Genomic DNA, 18544 nt, shown 5'->3' with positions numbered 1-18544 from the left:
AAAAGCGGATTCCCGGCGGAAGTGCGCCCTCTCCCACCGGGCCGATGCTCACTTTTCCATAGAGACGCGCCCTTCAGCGACCCCCTCGCCCCGACACAGGACACACGGCTGCGGCCGGAGTCTCAGCCGGGCATGCGCCCCACGAGCGCGAGGATGGTCTCGCCATAGCGCTCGGTGAGAGTGGGACCGACACCATGGATGCGCTGCAGGGCGGCACCATCCCGGGGACGGGCGCTGGCGATGGCCCCGAGCACCCGGTCGGTGAGGATGCGGAAGGCGGGCACGCGGCGCCTGCGCGCCTCGGTGAGACGCCAGGCCTTGAGCGCCTCCACGAGCTGGGGCGGGGCCCCGTCCATGACCGAGGCCGTCCCCGCGCGCCGCGAGCGCGAGCGCTCCAGGGCCCGCGACAGGGCCTCACGGCCACGAGGGGCCGGGGTGGACGGCTCGGCCGCCTCGTATTCGAGCTCGGGCCGGGCCGCGCTCTTGCGGCGCGAGCCCCGGCGGCCGCCCCGGGACTTGCGGGCGGGGGCGCGGGAGTCCCGGCGTCCACGAGCGGGGGCCTCCTCGGGGGGCAGCGGCAGTTGCACGAGGCCCGCGGCGGGAGCGCGGGTGCGGCGGCCCTCGGGGGTGAGCGCCACGCGCTGGAAGGTGATGCTCTGGCCGTCCTTGTCGAAGGTGTCCTCGGACAGGCGCACGAGTCCGGCGCGCACGAGCCCCCCCAGCAGGCGCTCGAAGTCGCGGCGGGGGAGCGCCTCGCCGAACAGCTCCCGGTGGAGCCGGCCGGTGGCCTGGGCATCGCGCTCGTGGAGCGCGCCGAGGATGCGGGTGAGCGCCTGGGTCTCGGCGGCGGAGGGCGCGCCGAAGCGCAGGGTGGCGCAGTCCTGGGGAGCGCACACGTCGCACAGGCCGCAGGCGGCGCCCGAGTCCTGCACGTCGCCGAAGTGCGCCACGAGGTGTTTCATCCGGCACCCATGGGACTCGGCGTAGCGGGCCATGTGCTCGAGCTGTGCCTGCTTGTGCGCGCGCTGCGCCGAGTACGACGTCTTCCAGCCGGGCTTGCCCTGGCGCACGGACTCGTCCGGGGACAGCTCCAGTCCGCCATGAATCCACAACTGCTCGAGTGCCTTGTCGAAGACATCCGACTCCAGGCGCACCCGGGCCGCGAGTGCCTCCTTGGGCTCGGGCTCCTCGCGCGCGGCGCGGTAGAGCCGCTCGAGCACGGCGGGCTCGGGGTAGTCGCGCTGGTGGAAGAACTCGTGGGTGCGCCGGTCGATGAAGCCGTGCAGCAGCACCGCGCGCGAGGGCAGACCATCGCGGCCCGCGCGGCCCAGTTCCTGGTAGTAGCCCTCGAGGCTGGCGGGCAGCGCGGCATGCACCACGGTGCGCACGTCCGCCTTGTCGATGCCCATGCCGAAGGCGGTCGTCGCCACGATGACGTCCAGGCGACCACCGAGGAAGGCCGTCTGCACGGCGTCGCGCTCCGGGGCGCTCATGCCCGCGTGGTAGGTGCCCGTGTGGAAGTCCGCGCCGAGCCGCTCCGTGTACTGCTCGGCGTGCTTGCGCGTGGCGGCGTAGACGATGGCGGGACGGTGGGAGGGCTCGGCGAGCAGCTCGCGGATGGCGTCGGGGCGCTGGCTCGGGTTGAGTTCGCGCACCTCGATGGAGATGTTGGTGCGCCGGAAGCCGTGGATGAAGGTGCGGGCGGGCGCGCTGCCGGCGCCCTCGAGGCCCAGTTGCTGGAGGATGTCGCGCTGGACGTCGGGGGTGGCCGTGGCGGTGAGGGCGATGACGGGAGCGGGGCGCAGCATGGGCAGCCGGGCGCCCAGCAGCCGGTAGTCGGGACGGAAGTCATGTCCCCACTGGGAGATGCAGTGCGCCTCGTCGACGGCCACGAGCGCGGGGGTGCGCCGGGCGAGCAGCTCCACGAAGCCCGGCACACCGAGCCGCTCGGGGGCGATGAAGAGGAAGTCCAGCCGGCCCTCGAGGTAGTCCGCGCACACCTGGCGCGACGAGGCGCGATCGCGTCCGGAGTGGATGCGATCCGCCGCGAGCCCCAGGGACTGCAAGCGCGCCACCTGGTCCTCCATGAGCGCGATGAGGGGGCTGATGACCAGCGTCGTGCCGGCGCGCGCGAGGCCCGGCAACTGGTAGCACAGCGACTTGCCCGCGCCGGTGGGCATCACCAGCAGCAGATCCTTGCCCTCGGTGGCCGTGCGGCACACCGCCTCCTGGTACGGGCGGAAGTCCGGGAAGCCGAACACGCTCTTGAGCAGACCCCGCAGCTCGGAGGGAGGCGTGCGCGGACGCACCGTGCGCTCGGGCCGGACGGTCCCTGACAGGGCGAGCGCGGGTTGCCGGAGCGGGGAGGACGCGGGGGACTCGCCCGGGGAGCTCGCGCGTTTGCCCTTCTTCACGGGGGCGGCGGCGCGGGAAGCGGATTCGGAGGCCACGGCCGGGGCGGGGCGGGACGGAGCAGCGAGGGCCCCGGGCGGCAGGGAAATGGAGGGCGGCACCTTGCCCACCACCTCGATGACATAGGCCTCGATGCCGTGCAGGAAGGAGTCGAGGTCTCCGCTGCCGCCCTCGATGCGCCGCAACCACGCTTCCCACTGGCCCGTCATCGCCGGGCTCTTCACGTCCGGGTGCACCACGCGGATGAGGCCGATGCCCTTCTCGGTCGCCTCGAACGACTTGCCGCGCCGCACGAGGTAGCCCCGATCCAGCAGCGTCTCGATGATGGCGGCGCGCGTGGCGGGGGTGCCCAGACCCGACTCGCGCATCGCGTCCGCCAGCTCCTTGTCGTCGAGCGCGCGCCCCGCCGTCTCCATCGCCGTGAGCAGGCTCGCGTCCGAGAGCCGGGGGGGAGGCCGCGTCCGCTTCGATACCGGCTTCACCTCGCGCACCGTGCGCGCGAGCCCCTTCACGAGCCCAGGCGGAAGGTCCTGATCGTCCTCCGGCTCCTCCGCCTCGGCCTCGCCGTCCTTCTTCGCCTTGGCCGCCTCGCGGGGCTTGGGCGCGCGCTGTCCGCCGCCCACGTCCAGCACCTTCCAGCCCTGACGCTCCACGAGGGTGCCCGCGCTGTGGAAGCGATCCACCGTGGGCAGCGCGGGGTCCACGCCCGGCGAGGTGACGGCGGTGATGACGGTCGTCACGGACCAGACGAAGTCCTCGTGCCACGCCGCGAGCAGCCGCCGGCAGACGAGCTCGTAGATGTTGCGCTCCTCCACGGACAGCCGAGCGTCTCCGGGCGGGGTCGTCGTGGGGATGAGGGCGTGGTGGTCCGTCACCTTCGCGTCGTCCACGAAGCGGCGGCCGAGCGCGCGCGTGCCGGTGCCCGGCGCGAGCTGGGCCTCCCAGGGGGCGCGGATGGCGTCCACCACCTGCGGCAGGGTGCGGGCGATCTCCTGGGACAGGTGCCGGCTGGAGGTGCGGGGGTAGCTCAGCAGCTTGTGCTTCTCGTAGAGCGCCTGTGCCAGCTCCAGGGTGCGCTGGGCGCTGTAGCCATACAGGCGGTTGGCGTGGCGCTGCAGCTCGGTGAGATCGTAGAGCAGCGGCGGCGCCATGCGCTTCGTCTCGGAGGTGATGGACTCCACGACGGCGCGACCCGCCTTCACGCGCTCCACCACCACGCGCGCCTCCTCGCCGTCCGCGGGCAGACGCCGGGCCTCGCGCGCGTCCCACTCCTTCTCCTTGCCGGGGAGCGCGGGACGGAACCAGGTGCCCTGGTAGCGGCCCGGCGCCTCGGGGCCCGCCGGGTCGAAGGTGGCGAGCACCTCCAGGTACTCCTGGGGGACGAAGTCGCGGATGGCCAGCTCGCGCTCCACCACCATGGCCAGCGTGGGCGTCTGCACCCGCCCCACCGAGAACGTGTCCCCGCAGGCGAGCGTGTACAGGCGCGACAGGTTCATCCCCACGAGCCAGTCCGCCCGGCTGCGGCCCCGGGCCGCGTCCGCCAGGGGCTCGTAGTCCCGCCCCGGCTTGAGCGTGCGGAAGCCCTCGCGGATGGCGCTCTCCGTCAGCGAGGACACCCACAGGCGCCGCACCGGCTTGCGGCACCCGGCGGCCTCGTAGATGTAGCGGAAGATGAGCTCGCCCTCGCGCCCGGCGTCCGTCGCGCACACCACGGAGTCCACCTCGGGGGCGTTCATCACCCGGCGCACCACCTGGAACTGGCTCGCCGTCTTCTCCTCCACCACCAGCGGCCAGTCGCCCGGCAGCATGGGCAGCAGCTCGCGCTGCCAGCGCTTCCACTCGGGCCGCATCTCGTGCGGCTGCGCCAGTCCCACCAGGTGGCCGATGGCCCACGTCACCACGTAGCCGTTGCCGCGAAAGCACCCCTCCCCCTGCTCGCGCGCGCCCAACGCCCGGGCGATGTCGCGCGCCATGGAGGGCTTCTCCGCCACCACGGCCAGCACACCCCGCGCTCCATCACCCATGCTCATCCCACCTCATTCGCGTCTTCCACCGGCGTCCCGGTCCCCTGACCATACCCCGCGCCGCCTCCTTTCACCTGCAAGTGCGTTCAGCCCAGGGGTCTTTCCGCTGGAGGGCAGGCGAGCGGGCCACCCGAGGTGCGCTGAGAGTGAAAAACCGGGGCTTCACCCCTCCAGGATGGCGCCTGGCTCCCGGGTTGGCGCCTTCGCGCAAGCAGTTGTCGTCCGCGTGGAAAACTCGCCGGCGCGTTTTGGCCAATATCCGCCCCTGTCACCAACGCGCTCACGAGCAAGCCACGGGGTCGGGACACCATGCAGCTGCAAGTGGAACTGGGGATGGGGGCTTCGCGTCACGCAAGCCATGGGGTGGTCGAGGGTAGGGCGGGAGGCGTGCTGTACCGGGGGGGTGAGCATTCCGCGTCGGTGGCGAAGACTCTGACCCGGCTGTCCTGGACGGCCGGGAAACACGAGCCCGATGGGAGCCATCGGCTGGAGGTGTCGGGGCTGGCGTCCTTCGCGGGGGCGAAGCGAAGCCAGTTGGCGGCACTGACAGAGGCCGAGGTGACGGCCGGACTGCGCGGCGTGGTCACGGGGGTGACCTCTCTGGCGCGGCTCCGGTCTCGCGCACCGCGGCTGGCGCTGGCTCCCATCGTGCTCGTCAGAGAGCGAGACCACGGCCCGTCCTCGTTGGAGCACGGTGCCGGGATTCACGAGGTGGACGAGGGCGGTATCTACAGCTGGTAGAGCCCCCCACCACCCACGACATATGCCGTACCAGGATGCCGTCAGGAGGACCCGCGGGGGCGGGGAGTTCTGGCGGATGACCCAACGATGCCCGTCCGCCGCAAGGGGGAGGATGGAGTAGTCGGGGTCAAATATGGTGGGGGGTGTCTCGCTTTCAAACGAGGCACCCCCCATTTTTTTCCGGGCTCCGCGTGGGGCCTACTTCACCACCTCGCGCAGCACCGCCTCCACGCGGGGCAGCGCCGCCCGGATCTCCTCCACCGACACGGCCCCGACCGACAGGCGGAACCACCCGGTGTCCTCCATGAGGCCGAAGGCCTGGAAGGGCACCAGCGCGAAGCCCGCCTTCTCCAGCAGGAGCTTGCGGATGTCGGTGTTGGTGCGCAGCCCCGCCTTGCCGAGCAGCTCGAAGCGGACCGACAGGTAGATGGCGCCCTGGGGAGGAATGGAGAGCACGGGCAGTCCCGCCGCGCGCATCGCGGAGAAGCCCTGGTGCAGCGCCGTCAGCCGCTCGTCCACCCGCCGCCGCATCGTCTCCAGGTAGGCAGACACGGCTGGGGCGTCATCCAGGAAGCGCGCCACCGCCACCTGCTCGGCCTTGGGGGCCCAGGCGCCCACGTGGCCCAGCACGTCCTTCATCCGCGAGATGATGGACGGGGCGCCCACCGCCCAGCCCACGCGCACGCCCGTGGAGGCGAACGCCTTGGAGATGCCGTCCACGAACACCGTGTAGGGAGCCAGCTCCGGCACCAGCTCCACCGGCGTCACGTGCCGCGACTGGCCGAAGGTGAGCGTCCAGTAGATGTGGTCGTACATCACCAGGAGGGGCCGGGCGCCCCGCGCCTCGCGCTGGCGGTTCTCCTCCACCACGCGCTGACCAATGGCCTTCATGGCCTCGGGGGAGATCATCGTCCCCGTGGGGTTGAGCGGGCTGCACAGGCACAACAGCCGGGCCTGCGGCAGGTGCGGCGCCAGTTGCTCCACCGTGGGCATGAAGCCGTGCTCGGCGTCCGTCTTCACCTCCACGGACCGCGCCCCCAGCATGTACGCGTAGTGGTTGTTGTTCCACGAGGGCACCGGGTAGACGACCGTGTCGCCCGCGTCCAGCACCGAGCGGTAGACGCCATAGATGATGGGCCGCGCGCCCGCGGTGATGAGCACGCTCTCCAGCGGGTACTTCAGGCCCAGCGCCCGCTCGTAGAAGCGCTGCACGGACTGACGCAGCGCCAGCATGCCGTCCGAGGGCGGATAGTTCGTCTCGCCCGCCGCGAGCGCCTGGGCGATGCCCTCGCCCAGGGTGGCGGGAATGGGAAACTCGCGGGGGCTGAAGTCGCCCACGGTGAGGTTGCACACCTGCCGCCCCTGAGCCACCAGTTCGCGGATCTCCGCCGCGATGCGGAGGATTTCACTGCCCTGGAGTCCTCGCGCCATCGTGCCGACGGTGTCGTCCCGCCGGGGGCCAAACAGGGGATTGAGATCAAGAGCCATGGGATTCACACTCCAGGGAAGCGCAAAGCGCGACGAGTCGCGGCGACGGTATACGCGTCACGTGGCCTCCGCCCAAGCGGTCCGTGCGCTACCGGGCACTTGCCCGCACACCGAATCGATGCAGGCCCGCAAGTCCTCTAGACACGGACCGACACTCAGGGTCAGGGTCCCCGGCCCATCCCGGGCACCCGCCCGGACTCAGGTGGAAGACAGAGGAGATGCAATGAACATGCGTTATACGATGCGTCAGGCGGTGCGGATGCTGGTGGGCGTGGGACTGGTCGGGATGCTCGGCTGCGGAGGGGCCCCCTACGTCGCCACCACCCAGTTGTCGGGCGCCAACGAGGCGCCTCCGGTGAACACCAACGCCACGGGCGTCGCCACCGCCGAGCTCGATGGCAGTGAGCTCAAGGTCCAGGGCACCTTCAGCGGCCTGTTGAGCGACCTGCATGAGGTGTCTGGCAGCTCGGTCCACATCCACCAGGGCGCGCCCAGCGTGGCGGGAGGGATCGTCTTCGGCCTCCAGGTCACCACCGGCACCGACCTGCGCATCGGCAGCTTCTCGGGCACCCGGAAGCTCAGCTCCGAGGAGCAGGAGGCCTTCAAGAACGGGCAGTTCTACGTGAACGTCCACACCGTGAACAATCCGGGGGGCGAGATCCGCGGCCAGCTCGTTCCCCGCCAGCAGGACTGAGTCCCCCTCCGGCGGAACGGGCGCCAGACCCGTTCCGCCTTCCTTCTGGCTCCCGGGCGCCCACCGTGACACACCGGGCCTCCACCCGGCCCCAGGGGCCACCAGGAGAACGTGCATGAAGCGCAGGGGATGCTCGCTGTCGGCCGTGGGACTCGCGGCCTGTCTCGCACTCGTGGGCTGCAAGGAAGCGGCGCCTCCCGCGCCCGCGACGCCTCCCACGAAGGCCCAGACTCCCCCCTCCCCCACCCCTCCCCCGCCGGAGGCTCCCGCCCCGGCCACCGGGTCCGCCACCGCCCCGCCTCCGTCCACCCCGCCTCCCGCCACACCTCCCCCGGAGGCGAAGGAGCCCGAGTGGATCCAGGCGAAAACGAACGTCCCGCGCTCTGGCCAGAAGGCCGCGACGCTGCGCGAGGTGCGCGCCGCGCGCAACGAGGGCTTCGACCGCGTCGTCTTCCAGTTCGACGGAGAGACACTGCCCGGCTACCGCGTCGAGTACCTCGACGGGCCCGCCATCCGGTGCGGCTCCGGAGACCCCACGGAAGTCGCCGGACAGGGCCGCCTGCAGGTGAGCCTCCAGCCCGCCCAGGCCCACGACGAGAACGGCCAGGTCACCATCGCCAGCCGCGAGCGCACCGCCGCCCTCCCCGTGCTCCAGGAGCTGGAGCAGACGTGCGACTTCGAGGGCGAGGTCACCTGGGTGCTCGGCGTGAAGCAGCCCCAGGCCTATCGCGTCCTCGAGCTGCGCTCCCCCACCCGCATCGTGGTGGACGTGCGCCACTGAGGACACCCCGCCCTACCCGTGCCGCAAGCGCGCCGCCAGCCGCTCCAGGTTCTCGATGAGCGGCTGGTGCTCCGGCTTCACCGCGCGCAGCGCCAGCGCCAGTGCCCCGGGCAGGTTCAGCGCCGCGTCGCGTCCGAGCTTCTCCCCATACTCGCGCCGGTACTCCTGGGGAATGCGCAGACTCCAGTTCTCGTCGCTCACCGTGCCGGGCGCGTTGTACGTCTCCTTCAGCCCCAACAGGTCCGCGAAGAACACCATCACGTTCTCCGCCCGGCTGACGAACAGGTCCGCGAACTTCGCCTGCACCAGCAGCCCCCGCTCCTCCACCAGCCGACGGGCGAACGCCTCCCGCCCCTCCTCCTCGGGGTGCAGCCGCCACGCCAGATAGTCCGCCTGCGCCCGCGCCTCGCCCACCGCGAACCACCGCTCCGCCAGCGCCCAGATGGACTTCGTGTCGTGGTTGCCCAACATGATCCAGTCCGCGGGCGCGGCGTTCTCTCCCCGGTACACGTCCCGCGGATTCGTCAGGTCCGCCTTCTGCGTCACCCGGAAGCGCCCCAATCCGTACTGCTCCAACACCCGCCGCAGCGGATACGGCATGGTGCTCAGCACCTCGCACAGCAGATCCGACACCTGACGCCCCTGCGCGTGCACCGCCGCGATGATGGCGTCGAAGAGCGCGCTGTAGCGCGTCACCTGCTCTGGCGTCAGCTCGCGCACCCACCCGTCCGCGTAGCGCGGCACCGAGCGGTCCAATCCCTCCGGCGGCACGAGCGCGTAGCGCGCCAGCTCCGGATGATCCGCCAGGTCCGGTGACGCGAACAGCCGCGCCCCGTTCTGCACCGCGCGCACCGGCTCCATCGCCCCCGCCCGATACACCCAGGGACACACCAGCCCGTGCGGATGATCGATGCGCAGCCCGTCGTACTCGGCCAGCATCTTGTTCACCCGCGCCGCCATGAACCACAACACCGGACCGGGCTTCGCCGCCGGCTCGTAGACATGCGGCGGCCCGGGCGGCTCGTGGTAGCGCGAGGGATCCAACACCGGATAGTTCCACGGTTGGCCCTCGGGATTGGTGCGGCTGGGCGGCGCCCCCATCAGGTACGAGCCCAGGAACAACCCCTGCCACGCCCACGCGTCCCGCGGCGAATAGCCAATCTGCAGGTCCCCATACAGCTTCAGGCCCCACTCCGCCGTGCGCTCGCGCAACGCCCGATGCTGCTCGTGCACGATGAACTGCCGGAAGGCATACCCCTCCACCCGCGCCGCGTGCTTCGCGCGCAGCACCTGCCGGCGATGGGCGAACGCCCCCTCCTCGCTCGGACGCGGATTCCACAGCCGCCGATCCCACTCGCTCGGCCACTCCCGCCAGTACGGACGGCCATGCTCCAGGCACAACACGTCATAGAGCGCATCCCGCTCCAACCACTGCGCGTTCTCCCGCTGGAAGTCCTCGAAGCGCTCGGCCAGTCGCGCGATGACTCCTCCAGACTGCGCCTGGGCCCGCTTGAACTGGAACATCTCCCACGCCTCCTCCAGCGCCTCCTCCTGCACGCGGAAGACGTGGCGGTGCGCGACGCGCGACTCCCCCCCGGGCCGGGACGCGGCGACGGCGCGCACCCGTTCGGGCCGCAAGAGCGCCCCCCAGGGCTCCTCCCGCACGAGCTCGCCCAGCGCCACGTTCAACACGTTGCGCGAGAAGAGCGTCCCGTCATACGGCGAGGGATTGTCCTCCGTCGTCTGCCCCTGCGGGCCCAGTTGGATGCCGGTGAAGCCCAGCTCCCGCGCGAACTCGAGGAAGCGCTGCCCCCCCGCCGCATAGGGCGAGCCCCGGCCCACGTCCTCCCCAGGTGCCCCCGGCAGGCTCGGGTCGTGCAGGCTCAGCACCAGATTGCGCACGTCGAGCGCGGCCAGGGCCGCCGTCACATGGTGTCGGTAGTCTTCGGGAAGAGTCACGGGAGGCATGGGCGCGCGAGAATACACCGCCCGCTCAGTGCCGCGCCGACCCCCCGACGTTGAGCACCACCACCCCCGCGATGATGAGGCCGATGCCCACCAGCCCGCTCCAGTGGAACACGTCCCGGAAGTAAAACCAGCCAATCATGGCAGTGAGGGCCGTGCCCACGCCGCTCCACACCGCGTACGAGAACCCGAGCGGCAGCGACTTCAACGCGTGACTCATGACGTAGAAGGCCGTGCCATACCCGACCACCACCACGACGCTCGGCACCAGCCGGGTGAAGCTCTCGCTCGCTCGCAACGAAGAGGTCGCCACCACCTCCATGAGAATCGAAATGCCCGGCAACACATAGGGGTTCACGCGGATGATCTCTCCAGCAGGGACACGGGCTCCTCGTGAACCCTCTCACGCTCCTCGGGGCCCCGTACCCGCCAGGACTCCTGCAGCACATCCGGGATGCGGAAGGGCGGCCGGCTGCCACCCCGGCCCATCCACACCAGGCCCTCCACCAACGTGCGGCCGAACAACCCGCACATCCTCGCCGTCAACTCACTGCACTCGCTGCCCTCCACCAGCCACCCCAGCAACCACAACGGCTTCATCACCGAGTGCGACCAGTCCGAGGGCGGCACCGCGAGCAGATCCGCCGTCTCGTCCCCCACCAGGTGGCGGATGAGCGTGGCCGCCAGTCCCTCGAACACCTGGCCCGGCACGAGATGATCCAACCGCTCGATGAGCACGCGCGTCATCTCCCGGCCCTGCACGCTGGGGGCGAACACCCGCCCGAAGATGGCGTCCGCCAGGTGCTCACCCTCCTCGAGACTCGCCGGCAGCAGGCGCTCGTCCACACCCATGAGGAAGCCCACCACCCGCCACGTGTGGTAGTACGCCTGCGCCTCGCGCGCCGAGGGCGTGTAGCCCAGCTTCCTCAACGCGCGCAGCGTCACCACCGAGAAGGTCAGCAGCGTCCCCGCCATGTCCTCCTGGTTGACGGGCTGGCCCCACGCTTCATCCCACCGGCCACTCCTGCGCACCAGATGGCGCACGGCCGCATGCATCAGCCGCACCCGCTGCGCGTCCCGGATCCCCCACCCGTCCTCCTCCAATCCCCCCGGGCCCATCACATCCACCACCATCTGCGCCGTCTCCACGATGCGGCGCAGGATGTCCTTCTCCATGCGCGACGTCAGGTGCAACACCTGCACGCCCTGCGCCCCCGCGTAGCACGTGGGCAGTGCCGCTCCCACCAGCGCCACCACCGACAACGGCCCGCACCGGTGGAACAGCGCCTGGCCCTCGCTCAACAGCTCGCGGTCCACCCAGGCAGGCAGCCGCCCGCTCCGCTCGAAGTAGCTCCGCAGCGGCTCGGGCACCCGCTCCATCCCCGCCGAGCCATGCCTCATCAGATAGGCCATCCACACGTTCGCCGAGCCCACCTCCCCTCGCGCGAACAGCTCCTGGATGACCTCGTCCGCGAGCGGATCCACCTGCGCCCTCATGGCCTCCAGGAGTTGATTCGTCTTGTGTACGTCCATCATCTGGATGTCCGTCGACATGGCCCGACCTCCGCGCTGAAGGAGAAATGAGGAAAAAACGACGTTGCCAGTGTGACATGGCCCTCCAGTGCTCTCTGTCCGGAGCCGCACATCAACGGGGGGCTTTCCTCACGAACTCTTCAATCCCGTACACTCGCCAACGAGCGCTCATGTCCACGCCCGGGTCCGCCGGGCGCGCGTCGCCTCATCCCCGAGCCCTCCGCCCGGGGAGCACCTGCTGGCCCCGCCGGAGCCCAGCCGCAAGCGCGGCCTTAAGATTCTCTTACGACTCGTCCGCTAGGAGACAGGACCCATGGGAGAACGACTCCTGCTCATCGAGGATGATCCCCAACTGGGCGCGCAGATCTCCGGCTGTCTGGAGCGCGCCGGCTTCGAGCCCACCTGGTGGACCGTGGGCCGTCCCCTGCCGCCTGGCGAGGCATCCACGTATCGCCTCGTCATCCTGGACCTCATGCTGCCGGGCACCTACGGCCTGGACATCCTCCGGGAGCTGCGCGAGGGCGCCTCGGACGTGCCGGTGCTCATCCTCAGCGCGCGCAACGACACCGCGGACAAGGTGCGCGCCCTGAAGCTCGGCGCCGACGACTACATGACCAAGCCCTTCTGGCCCGAGGAGCTCGTGGAGCGCGTGCGCGCCCGGCTGCGCCGGCCCATGCTCCAGCGCCAGAGCCTCGTGGAGGCCGGCTCGCTCCAGGTGGACCTCGACTCGCGCGAGGTCCGCGTGCTCGGCAAGCCGGTGGAGCTCACCCGCGTGGAGTTCGACCTGCTCGCCGCGCTGGCCCGGCGGCGCGGCGCCTCGGTGACGCGGCAGTGGCTCGCCGAGCACGTGTTGGATCCCGAGCGCGAGGGCACCGAGCGCACCCTGGACGTGCACGTGTCCCGGCTGCGGCGCAAGCTCGGCCCCGGCAAGCACATCGAGACGGTGTGGGGCATCGGCTACCGGCTCGGCGAGGGAGACGACGCGTGAAGCTGCGCATGCGGCTGGCCCTCACCACCGTGGCGGTGGCCATCCCCGTCGCGCTCTGCATGGGGTGGATCCACCTCGTCATCGAAACACGCGCCGTGGAGACCGCCCTGTCCGAGTACGCCCTCGCGCACATGACCGCCGAGGGACGCGAGCAGTGCGAGACCGCCCCGGAGACCTGGAGCCTCGAGGGCTCGCGCGCCCGGCGTCCTCCCCCGCCCGAGCGCCCCAAGGGCCCTCCCCCCGAGAGAGGCTGGGGGCCCCCACCCCGGCCCCGCGAGCCCCGGGGCAACACACGGCTGTTCGCGTACGACCCGGACCTCACGGCCCGCAACCCCCAGGCGCCCCCATTGGAGCCCTCGCTCGCGCGCGCCATGCGGCAGGGAGAGGACGTGGCCGGCCAGGCCCTCGGCTGGGGAGGACCCAATGACGCCCGGGACGTGCTCGTGCGCATGCCCTGGAACAGCGGACCGTGCGCCTTCGTGCTCGTGCGGATGTCGGGGCGCCCCGGACCGGGGCCTTCCTGGTACTCGCCCATTCCACCGGAGTTCTGGCTCCTGCCCACGGTGATGTCGCTCGTGGGCGTGCTGCTCGCGCTGGGGCCGGTGGTGCGCCGCCTGCGCCAGCTCACCGGGGAGGTGAAGGTCTTCGTGCGCAGCACCTACCAGGGGCCCATCACCGTGCACGGAGACGATGAGATCTCCGAGCTGGCGCTCGCCTTCGACGAGGCGGGCCGCGCCATCCACGCGCAGATAGATTTGAAGGAGAAGCGCGAGCAGACGCTGCGCTCCTTCCTGCAGAACACCACGCACGACGTGATGATCCCCCTCACGGTGCTCCAGGGGCACCTGGCCGAGATGCAGCAGCGCGCGGCCCGGGGCGAGCCGGTGGAGCGCGAGGTCATCGCGGCGGCCAGCCAGGAGGCGCACTACATGGCGGCGCTCCTGCACAACCTGGGGGCGGCGGCCCGGCTGGAAGCGGGCGAGCCCGGGATGCAACGCGCGAGGGTGGATCTCAACGCCCTGGTGGGCCGGTGCATCGGCCGCCACCGCCCCATCGCGCGCCAGCAGGGCGTGCAACTGGAGCACGCCGTGCCCGAGCCGCCCGTGCTCGTCCTCGGGGATGACACCCTCATCGAGCAGGCGGTGAGCAACGTCATCTACAACGCCGTGCGCTACAACGCGCGCGGAGGCCACGTGGCGGTGGTGCTCGAGCGCGAGCCCGGCGCCACCTTCCGCCTGCGCGTGCTGGACGACGGGCCCGGCATCCCCGAGCACGAGCTGCCCCACATCCTCGAGCGCCACGTGCGCGGCGACGCGGCGCGCACCCGCGGGCCGGGAGGACACGGACTGGGGCTCGCCATCGCCTCGCGGGTGACGGTGCTGCACGGCTGGAGCCTGAAGCTGGGCCGCTCCGAGTACGGAGGACTCCAGGTGGACTTCGTCGGCGAGGAGTCGGCCCCCGGACAGAAGGACGCGTGAGCGGCGACTCGCCGGAGCGGGCCGATATAACCGGGCGCTCAACCTCCTCGCGGGAGGCGCGGGATGAGTGGAGCGGGTCAGGTGCGGTGCGTGCTTCGGGCCCGGGCCCTCAATGGCGAGAGCCCCGTCTGGGATGAGCGCTCGGGCCGCCTGTTCTGGGTGTGTCTGCGCGAGCCCGCGCTGCATGCCTTCGATCCGAGGACGGGCGAGGACACCGCCTGGAAGATGCCCGCGTGGATCGGCTGCCTGGGCCTGACGCCCACCGGGGCCGTGGTGGCGTTGCGCACCGGCCTGTTCGAGTTCACCTTGAGCGATGGATCGCTGCGCTTCCTCGCGCCCGCGCCGTTCGACTCGCGCCGCTTCGTCTTCAACGATGGAGGGGTGGATCGGCAGGGCCGCTTCTGGGCCGGGCCCATGTACGAGCCGCTCGCGCCCGGAGACGCGAGCGATACGCCACGCGCCCTGCCCTTCTGGCGCTACGACGGCGCGGGGACGTGGCACCCGGGCACGGCGCCCGTGCAGACGGCGAACTCGATGACGTGGAGCCCGGACGGGCGCACGATGTACCACGGCGACACGTCGCGGAAGACGATCTGGGCCTCCGACTACGACACGCAGACGGGCACGCCCTCGAACGTCCGCGTCTTCGCGCGCATCACCGAGGGCACGGGTCCGGATGGCGCCACGGTGGACCGGGATGGCTTCGTGTGGTGCGCCATCTTCGGCGCCGGCAAGCTCGTGCGCTTCGATCCCTCGGGCCGCGTGGAGCGAGAGGTGCGCATGCCGGTGCAGTACCCCACCATGCCCGCCTTCGGGGGCGAGGGCCTGCGCACCGTTTTCGTCACCTCGGCCAACCACACGTTGAGCGAGGAGGAGAAGCGGCAGCGGCCCGAGGAGGGCAACCTGTTCGCCTTCGAGGCCCCCGTGCCAGGAGTGCCCCGCACCGACTTCCGCCCACCCGGGACGTGAGGGGCGCGGTGTTCATGCGCCGAGAAGGGGCTGCGGCTCGACGACTCTCTTGAGCAGACCCCGCTCCTCCAGCAGTGGCTGGACGCGCCGCGCAAGCGCCACATGCTCGGGGTTGCTCGAGGAGAGGCGTTCGGGCGTCAGGATGACCAGAGCGCCCTTGTCCTCTACCGGCTCCACTCGGACGGGTGAAGGCAGGGCCGGCACCTCGCCGCGCTCACGCGAGAAGTACGTGACCCAGCCCACGAAGGTACCAGCGGACCCTCGTTCTGAGATGAGGTCTCGGAAGTCCCCCGAGCAGATAACACCCCAGTCCGGCTCCCAGGCCAGCGCCATTGCCCGCATCACTCCGGCGAGCACTGGCGTCGTGAGCATCCGCTCACTCCCTGGCTCCTCTTCTGGGAAGTAGACAACCAGGTGATTCGAGGACCCTTCAGCGTGTGCACCACAGAAAAGCAAGACCATGCCCCCCTGGTCCTGATCCTCGTGACCCGTCCAAGCACCGAAACGGAAGCCGCCCCCATCGCTCCGGTACTCGTCCCTCCCAAAGAAGCGCACAAAGATTTCGCGCGTGGGCTCAAACTGGAGTTGGGGCTCCGTCTCCTCCGAGTCCTGCTGCTCGAACCAGCGGCCATAACTCGGGTGACACTCCGCCAGGAGACGGAAGAACAATTCCGCTCGACGAGCGCACTCCTCGGCGGACTCCCGCCGACGGCCCCAATAGACACCTGCGTAGTAGGATTCTGTCATCTCTCGTCGGCCTCATGATGGCAGCGGCGATGTGTGAACAACCTCGATGCCCTCGATGTTGTTCTCCTGGAACAGCTTCTTGAGGATGGCCACCATCCGAGGTTCCGCTACATGCCAGCGCACCCGGAGCCCTCCCGCGAGCCGACTCTGCCGCCTAGCTTGATCGATCAGGCCTTGTGCGCCCTTGTACTTCCACCTGACCTTGAGTGCCTCATCCCACCACTTCTCATATTCAAGAGCCTTGGCTTCGAGCAGCGTGCCGGTCGTTGGGTCGTAGCCATCGTAGTCCACGCACTCGGTCCCCCGGCAGACCTCATAGGCCCACCGCTTCGGAGCTCCCGTCACCTGCGCCTGATAGTCCCGGGCCTGCTCGGACATGCTGGAGGTGTCCTCCACCCATTGCCCAGGCCCGCCCACCGGAGGCCACCCGCCACTGCCTCCTGCCCCTTGGGCACTCGTGCTGGCCATGTGCAGCACGTAGGTGGCACTCAGCGCATTGCCCGCGACGGCGACGGCACCACCCACGGGCACGGCCACCAACCGCACCGCCAGCAGGCCGTCGCCCGAGAGCGAGAGCAGGGGCACGGACATGCTCCCCAGCTTCCCGCCCCAGGACGCCGCCTTCGCGGCGCCCGCCCCCGAGGTGCCCACCAACAGCACCGCCCCCGTGGTGAGCCGGGAAATGGTGCGCACCCGCTCCGCGTTGGGCTTGTGGCGGAACTCCTCCCAGAGCCGAGGCGCGTTCTCGTACATCGCCCGCACAGCGCCTGGAAGCCGTGCCAGTCCCTCCAGCGTCTCTTCCGTGTGGAAGACGAGCCGATAGAGGCCCTCCACCATGTCCACAACCGCCAGCGCGGCCCCCTCCGCCACTGGCAGCATCACCCCGTCATCCGGCTCGTAGAGGCCCACGGGGCGAGCCCCGCGCGGTACCTCGAGAGTGACATCCACCGGGAACAGACGCCCTCCCTCCACGGCGTAGAAGGCCCCCACCTCGTACTGGCCCGCGCGTAGGGTGCCGTCATCCGCCAGTGCCACCTCCCCCGCTTTCTGGACCGCTCCCCCCGTGGTGAGCTTCACCAGGTAGCCGTCCGGACGCAGCACCAGCAGTCGCGAGAAGCGCCGCATGCGCGCGTGCAACTTATCCCGGGACACCGGAGTACCGCCCGTGGCCACCTCCAGCAGCAAATGCGCCACCATGCGTCTCGGCCCGAAGTTGCCCAAAGTCACCGGCGTGGACAGCAGATGCGGGAGCAACCCCAACGCCTGCTCGGGCAACAGCGTGCGCCCGTCCGCCGGCACCGCGGTGGAGGGCACCCCGGCCTGCACGAGGAAGCCTTGGAAGTAGTCCAGCGACATGGGCACCGCATAGGGGCGGCCATCGCCTATCCCATCCGGCCCCCCAACCCCCTTCCCTTCCCACTCCTCTACCTCATCCACATGACGCGCCAATTGCCCCGGGCGCAACTGGGCGCCAGCAGCACTTGCCGTACTCCTCTTCACATCTCTTCCAGAGGCATACCGCTCCGAACTGGCGTCACCAGAGTTTGCCTCCTTGGTGGGGATTTCGACTTCGACCGTGGCGCCCGCCTCTTCTCCTCGCACGTTCGGCGCCAACCTCTGTGAAGTTGGCAACCACCGGAATCGGTAGCTACTGCCTACCAATCCCCCTCCCATCGGGTAGCCCGTAGCGCATGCGACCTGTGACACGAGAATGAGCAGTGCCAGCGCACCGGTATCCCAGCGCGACGCGGCTCGCTGGTGCGCTCGCCGTGCTGGCCATTGTTTCACCGCGCCACTCCCCTCAATGGAACCGTGGTGCTTTTCCTCCATGTGCAGAGCCTCCCCCCGACTACAAACAGCCCGGAGGATACACCTCGTATGCCCTCATGGAGCGCGAGGTGAACATGCCGGTTCAGTACCCCACTACATGCCCGTCTTCTGCGGCGAGGGTCTGCACACCGCATTCATCACCTCGGCACTTTCGAGGCCCCCGTACCGGGGGGGCCCCACACCCCGACTTCCGCCCGCCGGGGACGTGAGGACCACGGTGTTCATGCGCCGTGAAGGGGTCGCGGCTCGACGACCCTTTCGAGCAGACCCTGTTCCTCCAGCAGTGGATGGACGCGCCGCGCGAGGGCCACGTGCTCGGGGTTGCGCGAGGTGAGACACTCGGGCGTGAGGATGACCAGAGTGCCCTTGTCCGCTACCGGCCCCACATGGACGGGTACCGGCAGGGTAGGCGCCTCGCCGCGCTCGCACGAGAAGTACGTGACCCAGCCCAGGAAGGAACCCGCGGACCCTCGTGTCGTGAGCATCCGCTCGCTCCCCGGCTCCTCATGACCCGTCCAAGCACCGAAACGGAAGCCTCGACCATGTGCTGAGGCTCAAGGAAACGCTTCCGCTCCGCAACAAAGGAGCCAAAGGCTTCCGCATCCGACATCGACGGCTCCTCCCTAGCAAATTCAAGCGGCAAGAACGCCGTGAGTGCGAGCCGATAGAGTGGCGCGGCGTAATCGAACAAATGTCGACCTGAATTGGGTAAGAGGAGTCTGTCGGCCGGCTCCGGATTACCGTGAAAAAAGTCGTTACGGCAATCATATAGCAATTGATAAAACCAGGAGGCAAGCGTGCGTTCGATCAGCTTCTTCTTGTCGCCGGTTTTGTAAATCGGCTCCTTACAGGCCGACAGCTTCCAATCCACCTTTTCGATGAGTTCGAAAACCT

Annotated in this window: 14 protein-coding genes; 6 read left to right on the top strand and 8 right to left on the bottom strand. The window is 70.1% G+C overall.

Annotated features, from left to right (window positions below):
* Positions 1-122 precede the first annotated feature (122 nt).
* Positions 123-4442 (bottom strand): DNA topoisomerase 3, encoded by a 4320-nt coding sequence (locus CYFUS_RS04120; protein ID WP_232537354.1) that lies wholly within the window; start codon positions 4440-4442, stop codon positions 123-125.
* Between the two features lie 414 nt (positions 4443-4856).
* Between CYFUS_RS04120 and CYFUS_RS04115 the strand changes: the two genes are divergently transcribed.
* Positions 4857-5177, top strand: a complete 321-nt coding sequence (locus CYFUS_RS04115; protein ID WP_157758227.1) for a hypothetical protein — start codon at positions 4857-4859, stop codon at positions 5175-5177.
* 198 nt (positions 5178-5375) lie between these two features.
* Here CYFUS_RS04115 and CYFUS_RS04110 read toward each other — a convergent pair whose 3' ends face one another.
* Positions 5376-6665 (bottom strand): pyridoxal phosphate-dependent aminotransferase, encoded by a 1290-nt coding sequence (locus CYFUS_RS04110; protein ID WP_095984041.1) that lies wholly within the window; start codon positions 6663-6665, stop codon positions 5376-5378.
* A 223-nt stretch (positions 6666-6888) separates the two neighbouring features.
* Between CYFUS_RS04110 and CYFUS_RS50290 the strand changes: the two genes are divergently transcribed.
* Positions 6889-7359, top strand: coding sequence for a CHRD domain-containing protein (locus tag CYFUS_RS50290; protein WP_157758226.1), 471 nt, complete (start codon positions 6889-6891; stop codon positions 7357-7359).
* 115 nt (positions 7360-7474) lie between these two features.
* Positions 7475-8140 carry an AMIN-like domain-containing (lipo)protein gene (locus tag CYFUS_RS04100; RefSeq protein ID WP_095984040.1) on the top strand — a complete coding sequence of 222 codons (666 nt, stop codon included), beginning with the start codon at positions 7475-7477 and terminating at the stop codon, positions 8138-8140.
* A 12-nt stretch (positions 8141-8152) separates the two neighbouring features.
* Here the strand turns inward: CYFUS_RS04100 and CYFUS_RS04095 are convergent, their stop codons facing one another.
* Genes CYFUS_RS04095 through CYFUS_RS04085 form a run of 3 tightly spaced genes read right to left on the bottom strand, consistent with a single transcriptional unit; the run spans position 8153 to position 11659 of the window.
* Positions 8153-10108: a 4-alpha-glucanotransferase gene (locus tag CYFUS_RS04095; protein WP_095984039.1), complete on the bottom strand. Its 1956-nt coding sequence runs from the start codon at positions 10106-10108 to the stop codon at positions 8153-8155.
* Between the two features lie 25 nt (positions 10109-10133).
* Positions 10134-10463: a DMT family transporter gene (locus CYFUS_RS04090; protein WP_269770208.1), complete on the bottom strand. Its 330-nt coding sequence runs from the start codon at positions 10461-10463 to the stop codon at positions 10134-10136.
* Complete coding sequence (locus tag CYFUS_RS04085; protein ID WP_095984037.1) at positions 10460-11659, bottom strand: oxygenase MpaB family protein; 1200 nt, start codon at positions 11657-11659, stop codon at positions 10460-10462. The genes CYFUS_RS04090 and CYFUS_RS04085 overlap by 4 nt, the downstream gene beginning before the upstream one ends.
* 292 nt (positions 11660-11951) lie before the next feature.
* On the opposite strand from CYFUS_RS04085, the gene CYFUS_RS04080 reads away from it, so the two are divergent.
* From CYFUS_RS04080 to CYFUS_RS04070, 3 genes are all read left to right on the top strand, one after another.
* Positions 11952-12626, top strand: coding sequence for a response regulator transcription factor (locus CYFUS_RS04080; protein WP_095984036.1), 675 nt, complete (start codon positions 11952-11954; stop codon positions 12624-12626).
* A complete protein-coding gene (locus tag CYFUS_RS04075) occupies positions 12623-14104 on the top strand; it encodes a sensor histidine kinase (RefSeq protein WP_095984035.1) in 1482 nt (493 codons plus the stop codon). Before CYFUS_RS04080 ends, CYFUS_RS04075 begins: the two co-directional genes overlap by 4 nt.
* Before the next feature lie 63 nt (positions 14105-14167).
* Complete coding sequence (locus CYFUS_RS04070) at positions 14168-15073, top strand: SMP-30/gluconolactonase/LRE family protein (RefSeq protein WP_095984034.1); 906 nt, start codon at positions 14168-14170, stop codon at positions 15071-15073.
* Positions 15074-15085: 12 nt separating this feature from the next.
* Here CYFUS_RS04070 and CYFUS_RS54290 read toward each other — a convergent pair whose 3' ends face one another.
* The 3 genes from CYFUS_RS54290 to CYFUS_RS04055 all read right to left on the bottom strand — a co-directional run bounded on the left by CYFUS_RS54290 (position 15086) and on the right by CYFUS_RS04055 (position 18135).
* Positions 15086-15820, bottom strand: coding sequence for an immunity 52 family protein (locus CYFUS_RS54290; protein ID WP_095984033.1), 735 nt, complete (start codon positions 15818-15820; stop codon positions 15086-15088).
* A gap of 12 nt (positions 15821-15832) precedes the next feature.
* Positions 15833-17176, bottom strand: a complete 1344-nt coding sequence (locus CYFUS_RS04060; RefSeq protein WP_157758225.1) for a Tox-REase-5 domain-containing protein — start codon at positions 17174-17176, stop codon at positions 15833-15835.
* Positions 17177-17871: 695 nt separating this feature from the next.
* Complete coding sequence (locus CYFUS_RS04055; protein WP_095984031.1) at positions 17872-18135, bottom strand: Imm52 family immunity protein; 264 nt, start codon at positions 18133-18135, stop codon at positions 17872-17874.
* Positions 18136-18544: the final 409 nt, after the last annotated feature.

Origin of the sequence: Cystobacter fuscus (genome assembly GCF_002305875.1) — a bacterium.
Classification (GTDB): Bacteria; Myxococcota; Myxococcia; order Myxococcales; family Myxococcaceae; genus Cystobacter; species Cystobacter fuscus_A.
This window is presented reverse-complemented; position numbering and strand designations above follow the sequence as displayed.